At 74.2% G+C, this 12421-nt stretch carries 14 protein-coding genes; 5 read left to right on the forward strand and 9 right to left on the reverse strand.

Annotated elements, in window-relative coordinates:
• Positions 1–3 precede the first annotated feature (3 nt).
• The 3 genes from MLUT_RS20430 to MLUT_RS20440 all read left to right on the forward strand — a co-directional run bounded on the left by MLUT_RS20430 (position 4) and on the right by MLUT_RS20440 (position 3817).
• Positions 4–1569 carry an aspartate:alanine exchanger family transporter gene (locus MLUT_RS20430; RefSeq protein WP_010080318.1) on the forward strand — a complete coding sequence of 522 codons (1566 nt, stop codon included), beginning with the start codon at positions 4–6 and terminating at the stop codon, positions 1567–1569.
• Positions 1570–1635: 66 nt separating this feature from the next.
• The gene (locus MLUT_RS20435) at positions 1636–2817 is read left to right on the forward strand and encodes an AMP-binding protein (RefSeq protein WP_012751055.1); all 1182 of its coding nucleotides are present in this window, start codon (positions 1636–1638) and stop codon (positions 2815–2817) included.
• A 127-nt stretch (positions 2818–2944) separates the two neighbouring features.
• Positions 2945–3817 carry a 1,4-dihydroxy-2-naphthoate polyprenyltransferase gene (locus MLUT_RS20440; RefSeq protein ID WP_010080316.1) on the forward strand — a complete coding sequence of 291 codons (873 nt, stop codon included), beginning with the start codon at positions 2945–2947 and terminating at the stop codon, positions 3815–3817.
• A gap of 51 nt (positions 3818–3868) precedes the next feature.
• On the opposite strand, the gene MLUT_RS20445 is transcribed toward MLUT_RS20440, so the two are convergent.
• Positions 3869–4144, reverse strand: coding sequence for a DUF4229 domain-containing protein (locus MLUT_RS20445; protein ID WP_010080315.1), 276 nt, complete (start codon positions 4142–4144; stop codon positions 3869–3871).
• 65 nt (positions 4145–4209) lie between these two features.
• On the opposite strand from MLUT_RS20445, the gene MLUT_RS20450 reads away from it, so the two are divergent.
• Complete coding sequence (locus tag MLUT_RS20450) at positions 4210–4614, forward strand: PLDc N-terminal domain-containing protein (protein ID WP_010080314.1); 405 nt, start codon at positions 4210–4212, stop codon at positions 4612–4614.
• Between the two features lie 15 nt (positions 4615–4629).
• Here MLUT_RS20450 and ccsB read toward each other — a convergent pair whose 3' ends face one another.
• The 5 genes from ccsB to MLUT_RS20475 form a co-directional block, all read right to left on the reverse strand.
• Entirely contained in the window at positions 4630–5730 is a 1101-nt protein-coding gene (gene ccsB / locus MLUT_RS20455) for a c-type cytochrome biogenesis protein CcsB (protein ID WP_010080313.1), read from the reverse strand.
• Between the two features lie 2 nt (positions 5731–5732).
• On the reverse strand, positions 5733–7430 hold the full coding sequence (gene resB / locus MLUT_RS20460; protein WP_010080312.1) for a cytochrome c biogenesis protein ResB: 1698 nt from the start codon (positions 7428–7430) through the stop codon (positions 5733–5735).
• Complete coding sequence (locus MLUT_RS20465; RefSeq protein WP_029248311.1) at positions 7427–8182, reverse strand: cytochrome c biogenesis CcdA family protein; 756 nt, start codon at positions 8180–8182, stop codon at positions 7427–7429. The genes resB and MLUT_RS20465 overlap by 4 nt, the downstream gene beginning before the upstream one ends.
• Positions 8183–8197: 15 nt before the next feature.
• Positions 8198–8809, reverse strand: coding sequence for a TlpA family protein disulfide reductase (locus MLUT_RS20470; RefSeq protein ID WP_010080310.1), 612 nt, complete (start codon positions 8807–8809; stop codon positions 8198–8200).
• A 145-nt stretch (positions 8810–8954) separates the two neighbouring features.
• On the reverse strand, positions 8955–9629 hold the full coding sequence (locus MLUT_RS20475; RefSeq protein WP_010080309.1) for a histidine phosphatase family protein: 675 nt from the start codon (positions 9627–9629) through the stop codon (positions 8955–8957).
• A gap of 125 nt (positions 9630–9754) precedes the next feature.
• On the opposite strand from MLUT_RS20475, the gene MLUT_RS20480 reads away from it, so the two are divergent.
• Entirely contained in the window at positions 9755–10480 is a 726-nt protein-coding gene (locus tag MLUT_RS20480; RefSeq protein ID WP_010080308.1) for a Bax inhibitor 1 family protein, read from the forward strand.
• 6 nt (positions 10481–10486) lie between these two features.
• On the opposite strand, the gene MLUT_RS20485 is transcribed toward MLUT_RS20480, so the two are convergent.
• The 3 genes from MLUT_RS20485 to MLUT_RS20490 all read right to left on the reverse strand — a co-directional run bounded on the left by MLUT_RS20485 (position 10487) and on the right by MLUT_RS20490 (position 12364).
• Positions 10487–10756 carry a glutaredoxin family protein gene (locus tag MLUT_RS20485; protein WP_010080307.1) on the reverse strand — a complete coding sequence of 90 codons (270 nt, stop codon included), beginning with the start codon at positions 10754–10756 and terminating at the stop codon, positions 10487–10489.
• 92 nt (positions 10757–10848) lie between these two features.
• Positions 10849–10947: a 30S ribosomal protein bS22 gene (locus tag MLUT_RS23690; protein ID WP_005504750.1), complete on the reverse strand. Its 99-nt coding sequence runs from the start codon at positions 10945–10947 to the stop codon at positions 10849–10851.
• Between the two features lie 163 nt (positions 10948–11110).
• The gene (locus tag MLUT_RS20490) at positions 11111–12364 is read right to left on the reverse strand and encodes an acetoin utilization protein AcuC (protein ID WP_010080306.1); all 1254 of its coding nucleotides are present in this window, start codon (positions 12362–12364) and stop codon (positions 11111–11113) included.
• Positions 12365–12421: the final 57 nt, after the last annotated feature.

A 12421-nucleotide genomic window follows, 5' to 3' on the forward strand; every position in this document is an offset into this window, starting at 1 on the left:
CCCATGCTCGCTCTGCTCAACGACCAGCCCATCCTCGTCCTCATGGCCACGGTTGCCCTGGGCGCCGCCGTCGGCACCATCCCCCTGGGCAAGATCCGCCTCGGCGCTTCGGGAGCACTGTTCGTGGGCCTGCTCGTCGGGGCGGTGCTGCCCGACGTCGGCGACCGGCTGGCCCTGTTCCAGAGCTTCGGCCTGGCCCTGTTCGCCTACCTGATCGGGCTCGGCGCCGGCAAGGTGTTCTTCCGGGACCTGCGCCGCAACCTGCCCCTGATGCTGGCCGCCGTCGTCGTGGTGATCCTCACCGCCTTCACGGTGCACCCGCTGGCCGCGCTGCTCAACCTGGACCTGCCGACGGCGATCGGCGTGTGGACGGGTTCGCTCACCGCGACGCCGGCGATGGCGCTGGCGAACCAGCTCACCGGCGGGCAGGCCCCGGCCGTAGGCTACGGGCTGTCCTACCTGGTGGGCGTGGTCGGCACCATCATCGCGATCACCGTGCTCGCCGCCCGCCCGTGGAGCAGTTCCCCGCGCGATCCGGCGCCGGTGACCGACGGCAAGCTGCGCTTCACCGCCGCGGCCGCCACCTCCGCCCTCGCCGTGCGGGAGATCCCGGGGATCGCCGAGGGGCTGGTGCGCGTGGTGGCGCTGCGCCACGGCGGCGTGGCCCGGATCGCCGGCTCCGCCGACCGGATCGAACCCGGGGACGAGGTCGTCCTGGACGGCACGGAGAAGAACATCGACGCGGCCGTGCAGGCCTTCGGCCGACGCACCGGCGCCGACCCGGCGCGGGTGATGAACCCGCTGCAGACCTCCATGGTCATCGTCACGGCCCGCGCCCTGGCCGATCGCCGCCTGGGCACGCTGTCCCTGCGCGAGCGCTTCGGCACCGACGTCGCCCGGCTGCGGCGCGACGACGTCGAGTCGCTGGCCACCCCGCAGACCGAGCTCAAGGTCGGCGACCGGGTGCTCATCGTGACCACCGCGCCGCGGATGGAGGCGGTGCGCGACTTCTTCGGCAACTCGACGCGCGGGCTCTCGGACCTGGACTGGATCTCCCTGGGCACGGGCATGGCGCTGGGCTACCTGCTGGGCATGGTGACGATCCCGCTTCCGGGCGGGGCCTCCTTCTCCCTCGGCCCGGCGGCCGGGTGCATCCTCGTCGGCCTCGCCCTCGGTGCGATCGGCCGAACGGGACCCACGGTGTGGGAGCCGTCCACGGAGATCGCACTGACACTGCGGCAGTTCGGCCTCATGCTCTTCCTGGGCGTGGTGGGCCTGGCCGCCGGCCCGGCGTTCATCGAGACGGTGTTCACCCGGGTCGGCGGGCTGGCCATCCTGATGTCCGCCGTGCTCACCGCGCTGACCGCGGCCCTGCTCATCGCCGCGGCACGGCTGCTGGGGCAGTCCGTGGATCGCACCTTCGGGGCGCTGGCGGGCATCACGGGCCAGCCGGCGATCCTGGACTACGCGCTCTCCCGGTCCACCGACGCCCGCGTGACCGAGGGGTACGCCCAGCTGTTCGCACTGATCATGGTGGTCAAGATCGCCACCGTGCCGTTCATGCTCTGACCGGCCGGTCGGATCCGGTCCGCCGCGCGGGTCCGTCCGACCGTCGGGCCTCCTACACTCGGGGCCATGCCCGCCACCGCCGATACCCTCGCCCGCGCCACGGACGCCCTCGCCGCGGCCTTCGACGGCGGCGCCCCCGTCGAGCTGACCGCCGACGGCGCCGCGCTCCCCCGGCCCGAGGCCCGCGACCCGCGCCGCTGCGGGGACCCGGACGCCGTCGCCGTGGTGCGCACCTCCGGGTCCACGGGCACGCCGAAGCAGATCGTCCTGACCGGCGCGGCCCTGCGCGCCTCGGCCGCGGCCACGGCCCGGCGGCTCGGCGGCGAGGGGGCGTGGCTGCTGGCCCTCGGCGTGCACTACGTGGCCGGGCTCGCCGTGCTCTCCCGCTCGATCGCGGCCGGGACCGCACCCGTGGCCCTGCCACCGGGCCCGTTCACGCCCGCGGCGTTCGCCACCGGGGCGGCCGCCCTGCCCGACAACGCCGGCCCCCGGCTCGTCTCGCTCGTCCCCACCCAGCTCGCCCGCCTCCTCGCGGCCGACGCCGACCCGGCCGGGCGGGCGGCCCTGCGTTCCTTCGACCGCGTGCTCGTGGGCGGCGCCCGGCTCGATCCCGCGCTGCGGGCCGCGGCCGAGGCGGCGGGGGTGCGCCTCACCGCCACCTACGGCATGGCCGAGACGTGCGGCGGCTGCGTCTACGACGGCGTGCCGCTGCCCGGCGTCGCCGCCGCGGTGGCCCCGGACGACCCCGACGCCCCGCCGCGCGTGCGCCTGGCCGGGCCCATGGTGGCGGCCGGCTACCTCGACGACCCGGCCCGCACCGCCGCCCACTTCGTCACTGCCGCGGACGGCGCCCGCGCCTTCCTGACCGAGGACACGGGCGTGCTCTCCCCCACCGACGACGGCGGCGTGCGGCTGGCCGTGACCGGTCGCCTGGACGACGTCGTCATCACGGGCGGGGTGAAGGTGTCCGCGGCGGCGGTGACCGCGGTGCTCGAGGCGCACCCGGGCGTCGCGGCGGCCCACGTGGCCGGCGTGCCGGATCCCGAGTGGGGCGCCCGGCTGTGCGCCGCCGTCGTGCCCGCCCACCCGGCCGCGGCCCCCGACGAGGCCGTCCTGCGCGCCCACGTGCGCGAGGCGCTGGGTGCGGCCGCGGTGCCCAAGACGTGGCTCGTCCTCGACGCCCTGCCCCTGCTCTCCACCGGCAAGATCGACCGGCAGGCCCTGGCCGCCCGGTTCACCGCCGGCTGAGCGCCGCCCCGCCCGCGTGGGAGAATGACCCGGGCCCGGCCGACGTCGGGCCCCGGCCGCGCGCCGCCGTCGACCCGGCCCGCCGCGCGCCGCTGCCCACCCCGCTCCCCAGGAGGAACCCCCGCCCATGGCCGCCACGCTCTCCCAGTGGGTCGCCGCCGCGCGCCTGCGCACGCTGCCCATGGCGATCGCCCCCGTGATCGTCGGTTCGGCCGCCGCCGCGGAGCTCGGCTCCTTCCACCTCGGCGCGGCGCTGCTGGCCCTCGTGGTGTCGCTCGCGCTGCAGATCGGCGTGAACTACGCCAACGACTACTCGGACGGCATCCGCGGCACCGACGACGAGCGCGTGGGCCCCTTCCGGCTCACCGTCTCCGGGCTCGTGCCCGCGGCCCAGGTGAAGCAGGCGGCCTTCGCGTCCTTCGGCCTCGCCGGACTGGCCGGCCTGGGACTCATCCTGCTCTCGGGGCACTGGTGGTTCCTGCTGGTCGGCGTCGCCTGCGTGCTGGCCGCGTGGTTCTACACCGGCGGGAAGCGGCCGTACGGGTACCTCGGCCTCGGCGAGGTGTTCGTGTTCGTGTTCTTCGGGCTGGTGGCCGTCCTCGGCACCACGTACACCCAGGCCGACGCCGTCAGCGGCCTGGCCTGGGCCGGCGCGATCGGCTGTGGGCTGATCTCCACGGCCCTGCTCATGGCCAACAACATCCGGGACATCCCCACGGACCGCGAGGTCGGGAAGATGACGCTGGCCGCCCGCCTGGGCGACGGACCCGCGCGGGCGTCCTACGGCGTCATGCTGGCCGTCGCCCTGCTGCTGCCGCTGTTCTGGGTGGCGGTGCACCCGGGGCTGCTGCTCGTGCCGATCGGCGGCCTGCTCGCGATCCGGCCGATCCGCACGGTGCTGCGCGCCGACGACCGCCGGGCGCTGATCCCGGTGCTGCGCGCGACCGGCGTGATCGGGATCGTCTACGCGATCACGTTCACCCTCGGCGCGCTGCTCTGAGCCGCACGGGATGACGACGGCGGCGGCATCCGCCCCGTCGCCCCGCGGGGCTCACTCGCGGAACCGGCCCTCGGTGTAGGCGTCCTCGGCGTCCGCGTCGGCGGTCTCGGTGCGGCCCCGGCGGCCCGGGCGGCCCTCCCACGCGGCGGACAGGTCCTCGGTGGCCCCCGTGCGCAGGCGGCCGAGGAAGAGGTAGCTGACCGCGAACGTCAGGATCGTGGCCGCGATCACCCCGAAGATCATCCCGAGGTCCATCACGTAGTAGAACAGCGCCCACAGGGCGACGAAGACGACCACGCGGACCAGACCGTAGAAGAAGATGCGCACCGGTCCATCCTACGAGGAAGGACGCCCCGCCCGCCGACCGCCCAGCCCGCGCCTAGACTGGAAGGATGGGCCGCTTCATCATCCCCGCCGCGATCATCCTCGCGGGCCTGACCCTCTACGCGCTGTTCGAGGCGCTGCTGACCCCCGCCCGCGAGGTGCGCAGCCTGCCGAAGGCGGCGTGGGTGGCGGTCATCGTGCTCGTGCCGCTCGTGGGGCCGCTGCTGTGGCTGCTGCTCGGCCGCGCCCGCCCGGCCGGCGCGGCCGGCCGCCCGGCGCCCCGGCCCACCGGGGCCCCGGACGACGACGAGGCGTTCCTGCGCAGCCTGCGCATGCAGCGCCGCCAGGACGCCCGCGAGCAGGACCTGGACCGCCGCGAGGCCGAGCTACGCGCCCGCGAGGAGGAGCTGCGCCGTCGTCGGGAGCAGGGCGACGACGACGCCGACCCGGACGGCGACGGCCCGCGCGCCTGAGGGGCCCCGCCGGACTCAGCCGGGCAGACCCGCGTACGAGTGCAGGCCCGGGAAGTACGTGTTCACGATCGTGTAGTTGAACACGATGCACAGGAAGCCCACGATGCTCAGCCAGGCCGCGCGGGCGCCGGTCCAGCCGCGGGTGGCGCGGGCGTGCAGGTACGCCGCGTAGACCACCCAGATGACGAAGGACCAGACCTCCTTGGTGTCCCAGTTCCAGTACCGGCCCCACGCGGCTTCGGCCCAGATGGCGCCGGCGATCACGGTGAACGTCCACATCACGAAGGCGATCGCGTTGAGGCGGTAGGACCAGTTCTCCAGCCCCTGCGCGGCCGGCACGAGGCGCAGGAACGCCCACGAGCGCTCGCCCGCCGCGGCGCGCTTCTCCGCACGGTCCTGCAGCAGCTGCAGCACGGACATCGCCGCGGTCAGCGCGAACAGCGAGCTGGCGAGCACGGCGATGGACACGTGGATGACGAGCCACGGCGACTGCAGCGGCGGCTGGAGGTGGCCCACCGGCGTCGGGAAGCCCATGGTGGCCGCGCACATCATGGCCACCACGAGACCGGTGACGAACGTGCCCACGAAGCGCAGGTCCTTGCGGAAGAGGAACAGCAGGTAGACGGTCGTGATCACGAGCGCGCCCGTGGTCATGAACTCGTACAGGTTGCCCCACGGCACGCGGGAGGCGGCGAGGCCGCGGGCGACGACGGCGAACGCGTGCAGCGCCCAGCCGACGGCCAGCACGGCCACGGCCACGTTGGCGACCGGGCGGCGGCCGCCGCCCGTGTAGTCCATGTCCTCGTCCACGAGGTCACCGTCCGCGTCGACGCCGGGCTCGGCGGCGGCGGCCGGCCGGGCCGTGTCGGAGTCGCTCGCGCCGACCGCCGTGGACCCGCCGACGGCGACCCCCACGGTCTCGTGGGCCGGAGCGGTGCGCACCTGCCCGCGCTGGGCCGCGAGGTCGGCCTCGAGGCGGCGGATGGTGGCCGAGGCGGTGGCCATGTCGATGGTGAACAGGATGAACGCCGCCGCGTACACGAGCGCGGCGATGAGCATGAAGAGGTCGCTGTACAGCGCCAGCTGCTCGTTCACGGGGGCCGTGGGGTTGAACACTGTCAGTCTCCTGATCGGGCGTCGGCGGGGCCGGCGGGGGTCTCGGGGGTGGTGGAGGTGGACTGGGGGGCGGCACCGGCCGCGGCGTCGTCGGCCGTCTCGGTGGCGGCGACGATGGGCCACCACTTCTCCATGGCGGCGCGCAGGGCCACGTGCTCCTCGTGGAGGCCGAACTCCTCGCCGCGGGCGAGCAGCGCGTACTCCACGCGGGTGCGGCCGTCGTCGTCGGTGCGGGCGCGCACCCACACGCGGCGGCGGCGGACGAACAGACTGATCGCCAGGCCGAGCAGGGCGGTGCCGGCGAACACGCCGACGCCCCACTTGCCCGGGTCGTAGTGGATGTCCAGGCCGACGTAGCGGCGGACGCCGTCGAAGCTGATGGAGCCCTTGCCCTCGGGCAGCTCGTACGTCTGGCCCGGGCTGAGCACGATGCCGCCGTTCTCGTTGGTGCGGCTGTTGAGCTCGGTGAGGGATGCGGTGTCCAGCACGTACACGTTCTGCGGGCGGCCGGTGTCCAGGCCGAGGTCCCCGTAGTACGAGTTCAGCTGCAGCTCCGGGTTGAGCAGCTCGGGGTCCGCGGAGAACGCGGCGCCTTCCTCGTCCTCCACCGCCGAGGGCAGGAAGAAGCCGACGAAGCCCAGCTGGTCCGGCCGCGCGTCGGGGACCTTGATGGTGGCCTGCGAGCCGTAGTTCTGGTCGAACACGCGGGTGACCACGGGGCCCTGGAAGGCCACGTCCCCGGCGCCGTCGCGGATGGTCACCACGGGCGCGTAGCCGTTGCCCACGAGGTAGACGCGCACGCCGTCGATGCTCAGCGGGTGGTTGACCTTGAGGATCCGCTGCTCCGGCTCGCCGCCGGCGCCCTGCCGGACCTGCATGACCGCGGTGTAATCCAGCGGCTGGCCGTAGTGGGTCTCGGACTCCCGCTCGAACACGGCGTCGAACGAGTCCAGGGTGAGGGAGAACGGCTGCAGGGTGTCCGCGCTGAAGTATGCACCGGGGGTGAAGGAGTCGTAGGCGACGAGGTTGTTGGCGAAGCCCTCCCCCTCCACGATGATCTTCTGCCCCGTGTACTTGGTCATCCCGCCGTAGGCCATGAACACGAGCACGCCGATCAGGGAGAGGTGGAACAGGATGTTGCCGATCTCGCGCAGGTATCCGCGCTCGGCGCCCACGGACGCGCCGCCGGCCTCGGGGCGGTGCTCCACGCGGTAGCGGCGCTTGCGCAGCCACGCCTGGGCTCTGGCCACGGCCTCCTCGGGGCTCGGGCCGCCCTCCTCGAGGACGACGACGCCGGAGGCCGGCAGGCGCGTCAGGTTGCGGGGGGTGCGGGCCGGGGGCTGGCGCAGGGCCTTGGCGTGCTGGATGGCGCGCGGCCACACGCAGCCCACGAGGGAGACGAACAGCAGCAGGTAGATGGCCGAGAACCAGACGGAGTTGTAGACGTCGAAGAACTGCAGGGCGTCCAGGACGGGGCCCCACACGGGGTTGTCCTCGATCCACTGGTCCACGATCTCGGGGCCGGCACGGCGCTGGGGCACGAGGGAGCCGGGCACGGCGGCGACGGCGAGCAGGAGCAGCAGCATGAGCGCGGTGCTCATGCTGGTCAGCTGGGTCCAGATCCAGCGCAGGGTGCCCGCCAGGCCGAGGCGCGGCAGGGTGACGGGCTCGGAGCGCGTCCGGGCGGCCTTGGAGCTCACAGGGGCATCTCCCATTCGTTGGCGAACCACAGCTGCAGCTGCGTGGTCCAGGCGGTCCAGACGCCGGTGACCATGAGCAGGCCCAGCGCGATCAGCAGGGCGCCGCCGAGGCGCATGATCAGCACGCGATGCCGCGTGAAGAACCCGACCGCCCGCATGCCGCGCTCCATGCCGACGGCGATGAGCACGAACGGCACGCCGAGGCCCAGGCAGTACAGGAACGCCAGGAGCGCCCCGCGCCCGAGCGAGCCGGAGCCCACGGTGGACATGGCGAGCACGGCCGCCATGGTCGGGCCGATGCACGGGGCCCACCCCAGGCCGAAGGTCATGCCGAGCAGCGGCGCCCCGGCCAGGCCGGCGGCGGGCTTGAGGTGGAGGCGACGCTCCTGTTGGAGGCGTCCGCCGCCGCCCATGAACACCAGACCCATGAGCGCCACGAGCACGCCGAGCAGGCGGGTGACCCACTGGCCGTCCCGCTGCAGCCACACCATGGCCTGCGTGAAGACCACGCTGATCGCCACGAACACCACGGCGAAGCCGAGCACGAACAGCACGGCGCCGAGCACGAGACGGCCGCGGCGCCGGGTGGTGAGCACGTCCCCGCCCAGGCCCGTGACATACCCGAGCCAGCCGGGCACGAGCGGCAGGACGCACGGCGAGAGGAAGGAGATGAGCCCGGCGAGCAGGGCGATCGGGGCCGCGAGCAGCAGTGAGCCGTCCAGCGCGATCTCGGCGAAGGGATTGTTCCGCATGGACACGGCGGCCACTCAGGCCGCGGCCTCGTCCACCACGGTGGTCAGCAGCGCGCGCAGGGTGGACTCCTCCACCGCACCGAGCACCCGCGCGGCCACGCGCCCCTGCGCGTCCAGGACGAGGGTGGAGGGCACGGCCTGCGGCGGCACGTGGTCGGTCATGTTCAGCAGGACCTCGCCGCGGGCGTCCTCGACGGACGGGTACGGAATCTCGAAGGTCCGCTCGAAGGCCTGCGCCGTGGTGGCGGTGTCCCGCACGTTCACGCCGAGGAACCGGACGCCCTGCGGCTCGAACTGCTCGTGCAGGGCCACGAGATGGGGGGCCTCCACGCGGCACGGGGCGCACGCGGCGTACCAGAAGTTCAGCAGGGCCGGGGCGCCGCGCAGGCTCGCGCCGGTCACGGGGCTGCCGTCGAAGAGCTCGGCGGCGAACTCGACGGGGGCGCCGCGCTCCTCCGGGGCGATCTCCAGCACCGAGCCGTCTCCGGCGATGTAGTTCTTGCCGTCCGCGTTGCCGGCCTGCCGCGTCAGGGAGTCGTCCCCCGAACACGCCGCGAGGACGGGCGCGAGACCGGCCAGCGAGAGGCCGGTCAGCACGGTGCGACGGGACGGGCGGGGGGTCTGCATGGCGGGCTACCCTCCAGCGGGACGCGCGGGGTTGGATTCCGGGGACCTGTGGAGTCTACTGTCCGCCCCGCATTCTGACTGAACCCTGGACGTCACACCCCCCACCTCGTGGGGGCCTGGGACGGCGCCGTCGACGCCGGCCGTCTCAGGCGCCCGGCAGGGAGGAGGCGTCCTTGAGCAGGGCCTGGTTCGGCTCGTGGTACTCGACGCGCGGCACCCCGCGCCCCTCCTCGTACACGAGCGAGGTCACGGAGGTCAGCGAGCACTCGCGGCGGCGCGGGTCGTGCCACAGCGGACGGCCCTCGACGGCCAGGCGCGTCACCCAGATCGGCAGCTGGTGCGAGACGAGCACGGACTCGGCGCCGGGCCCGTCGGCGGCCACGGCCTCGCCGCGGAGCCGGTCGACGACGGCCAGCATCCGGGCGGCCTGCGCGCGGTACGGCTCGCCCCAGGACGGGCGCAGGGGATTGCGCAGCCGGGGCCACAGCCGCGGGTTCCGCTTCAGCGACGCCGCCACCTGGGACATGCCCTCGAAGGCGTTCTCCGCCTCGATCAGGTCGGGCTCGGTGACCAGCGGCAGGTCGAACGCGGCCGCGATGGGCGCGGCGGTCTGCTGCGCGCGGGTCAGCGGGGAGGCGGCGACGGCGGCGGGCGCCCGACCGGACTGCGCGGCGCGCTCCGCGAACCACGCGGCCACGCCCCGGGCCATCTCGTGGCCGAGCTCCGAGAGCCCGAACTCCGGCAGGCGGCCGTAGAGGACACGATCGGGGTTGTGGACTTCTCCGTGGCGGACCAGGTGGACGGTGGCGAGCGTCTGCATGGGGCCAGTCTGGCAGAGGCGGACCGGTGGCCCCGGCGGTAGCGTGGGGCACAGCTCGGCGCGACCGCGCCGCCACCCCCGTCCGCACCGAGACGCCGCGAGCGTCGGCGTCGCTAGGAGGCCCCATGTCCGGCACCTCGCCCACCGATCCCCACGGCAGCCAGAACCCGTACGGCGCCGCCCCGCAGGGGCCGACCCCGAGCTCCCCTGACCCGGCGGGCGCGAGCCCGTACGGCCAGAACCCCTACGGCGCACCGCCGGCGGCTCCGTACGGCGCCCCGGGCCAGGCGGGGATGCCCCAGGCCCCCTCCCCCCACGGCCCCGCCGGCTGGCAGTCTCCCGGCCCGGTCGAGCTGCCCCCGCGGCCGCGCTCCCTGACGGCCGCGTTCTGGCTGATCGTCTCGGGCGGCCTCCTGCTGCTGGCGACGACCCTGCTGGCGGCCTTCGCCATCACCCAGCCGGAGGGCCAGGCCGCGATCCAGCAGGAGCTGGACCGGTCCGTCGAACAGATGAATCTGCCCGCCGACCAGGCGGAGCAGATGCGCACCATGATGGACGGGATGCTCCCGGCCCTCGCCACGACGGCGGCCGTGTTCGGCGTGCTCGCGTTCCTCGTCTACCTGTGGGTGGCGTTCGCGATCCGCGGCGGCTCGCGCGCCGCGCGCATCGTCGGAACGGTGCTGGCGTCCCTGTCCGTGCTGGTGCTGGTCTCCAACGCCGTGATGGGGGCGTTCAGCCCGCTGGACCTCGTGTGGGTGGGTCTCGGCGTCGCCGGCATCGTGCTCGCCTACCGCCCGGACGCCACGGAGTACATGCGGCTGAAGGCCTGGCAGCGCTTCGCGCGCCGCTGAGCCCGCTCAGGCCCGCGGGGCGTCCAGGAGCCGAGCCAGACGGGCCGGGTCCACGCGCCAGAAGTCGCGCTGGACGCCGTCGACGAACAGCACGGGCACCTCGTCCGCGAACCGCTCGAGCAGGGCCGGGTGCGCGGCGCCGTCGACGGCCTCCCAGGCCTCGCCCCGCGCGTCGCACACCTGCGCCACCGTGGCCTCGGCCTCGGCGCACAGGTGACAGCCGGGCTTCACGAGCAGCTGGACGCGGGCGGTGGTGGCGGGCAGATCGGCAGTCATGGCCCCACTCTACGGATCGCCGTCCACGACGAAGCCGCCGCCCCCGGAGGGGACGGCGGCTTCGTCTCGTCAGCGCCCGGAGGGCGCGGGCATCACTTCTTGTTGCGACGCTGGTGACGGGTCTTGCGAAGCAGCTTGCGGTGCTTCTTCTTCGACATGCGCTTGCGGCGCTTCTTGATCACAGATCCCATGGGGACTCCTTGAATCGGGGCGAGGGTCGGCGGTCGTGGGACCGCAGGCATCCGGGGCGCCGGACACGCCGACCCGCATTCCACCGGATGTGGAACGCCTGGAAACGTTCTCGGCCACAATACCGGCCGCACGGGCCCCGGTCGAACCGGGACGGGGACCGACTCAGTCGAACCAGGGGTCCAGCCCGTGCAGCGGGAACACCTCGCGGCGCGTGGCCATGATCGACTGGTCCACCGGGTCGGCCGGGTCGTAGCCCACCTCCCACGAGCGCCACCACACGTCCGCGTCCTCGCCCATCACGGTGGGGACCCGCTCGGCGTCGTCCCCCACGTGCACGGACATGTCACCGGTCAGCTCGTCCGCGGTGAGGGCCCGGACGTGCTCGATCCAGGCGGCGGGGATCTCGCTCTTCACCGGGATCGGGGTCTGCAGGACGGCGGCGGTCAGGTGGGTCCACGCGCGCGGCACCACCCGCAGCGGGTTGTAGCCGCCGCCCCCGGTGGCCAGCCACCGGCCGTGCGCGAACCGGTCGGCCCAGTCGCCGACGTCGAATGCGAGCTGGCGCTGGCCGTCCACGGTCAGCCGCAGGTCGGCGAGCGGGTCCGTGAGGTGTCCGTCGCAGCCGTGCTGGCTGACCAGCACGTCCGGGGCGAACGCCTCCAGCAGCGGCGGGACCACGGCGTGGGCGGCGCGCAGGAAGCCGGCGTCGCCGGTGCGCGGGGGCAGCGCGACGTTCACCGCCGTGCCCTGGGCGGCCGAGCCGCCGATCTCGTTGGCGAAGCCCGTGCCCGGGAACAGGCTGATGCCCGTCTCGTGCAGGGAGATGGTGAGCACGCGGGGGTCGTCGTAGAAGATCGACTGCGTGCCGTCGCCGTGGTGCGCGTCCACGTCGACGTAGGCCACGCGCTCCGCGCCGAGGTCCAGCAGGCGCTGGATGGCCACGGCGCAGTCGTTGTAGATGCAGAACCCGGACGCCGAGGACCGGGCGGCGTGGTGCATGCCGCCGGCGAAGTTCACGGCGCGGTCCACCTCGCCGGACCAGATCGCCTCCGCGGCCACGAGGGAGCCGCCCGCGATCCGGGCGGCGGACTCGTGCAGGTCCGGGAACACGGGACAGTCCTCGGTGCCCAGGCCGAAGCGGCCGTCCTCGGCCGACGACGTCTCCGCGGCCCGGCGGACGGCGGCGACGTACTCGGGGTCGTGGACGAGGGCGAGCTGCTCGTCCGTGGCCACGGGCGGCTCCACGATCCGCACGTGGGGCGCGTCCAGCAGGCCGAACGCCTCCACGAGCCGGTGCGTGAGGTCCAGCCGCAGGGGCGCCATCGGGTGCTCCGCGCTGAACCGGTAGCGGAGCAGGCTGGAGTCCCACACCACAGCGGCGGGGGTGGGAGCGGGAGGGGCGGACGTGGTGCTCATCACGGTCCAGCCTAGGGCTCCGGGCGGCACGGTGGCGACGATCGCCTCGGATGTCTC

This window comes from Micrococcus luteus NCTC 2665 (assembly GCF_000023205.1).
Lineage (GTDB): Bacteria > Actinomycetota > Actinomycetes > Actinomycetales > Micrococcaceae > Micrococcus > Micrococcus luteus.

What these genes read in the sequence shown, in the direction of transcription:
- MLUT_RS20450 (WP_010080314.1), top strand. Translation starts at nt 4,210, where the DNA reads ATGGGCCGCTTCATCATCCCCGCCGCGATCATCCTCGCGGGCCTGACC.
- MLUT_RS20480 (WP_010080308.1), top strand. Translation starts at nt 9,755, where the DNA reads ATGTCCGGCACCTCGCCCACCGATCCCCACGGCAGCCAGAACCCGTAC.
- MLUT_RS23690 (WP_005504750.1), bottom strand. Translation starts at nt 10,947, where the DNA reads ATGGGATCTGTGATCAAGAAGCGCCGCAAGCGCATGTCGAAGAAGAAG.
- MLUT_RS20490 (WP_010080306.1), bottom strand. Translation starts at nt 12,364, where the DNA reads ATGAGCACCACGTCCGCCCCTCCCGCTCCCACCCCCGCCGCTGTGGTG.
- MLUT_RS20485 (WP_010080307.1), bottom strand. Translation starts at nt 10,756, where the DNA reads ATGACTGCCGATCTGCCCGCCACCACCGCCCGCGTCCAGCTGCTCGTG.
- MLUT_RS20470 (WP_010080310.1), bottom strand. Translation starts at nt 8,809, where the DNA reads ATGCAGACCCCCCGCCCGTCCCGTCGCACCGTGCTGACCGGCCTCTCG.
- MLUT_RS20475 (WP_010080309.1), bottom strand. Translation starts at nt 9,629, where the DNA reads ATGCAGACGCTCGCCACCGTCCACCTGGTCCGCCACGGAGAAGTCCAC.
- MLUT_RS20440 (WP_010080316.1), top strand. Translation starts at nt 2,945, where the DNA reads ATGGCCGCCACGCTCTCCCAGTGGGTCGCCGCCGCGCGCCTGCGCACG.
- MLUT_RS20435 (WP_012751055.1), top strand. Translation starts at nt 1,636, where the DNA reads ATGCCCGCCACCGCCGATACCCTCGCCCGCGCCACGGACGCCCTCGCC.
- MLUT_RS20430 (WP_010080318.1), top strand. Translation starts at nt 4, where the DNA reads ATGCTCGCTCTGCTCAACGACCAGCCCATCCTCGTCCTCATGGCCACG.
- MLUT_RS20465 (WP_029248311.1), bottom strand. Translation starts at nt 8,182, where the DNA reads ATGCGGAACAATCCCTTCGCCGAGATCGCGCTGGACGGCTCACTGCTG.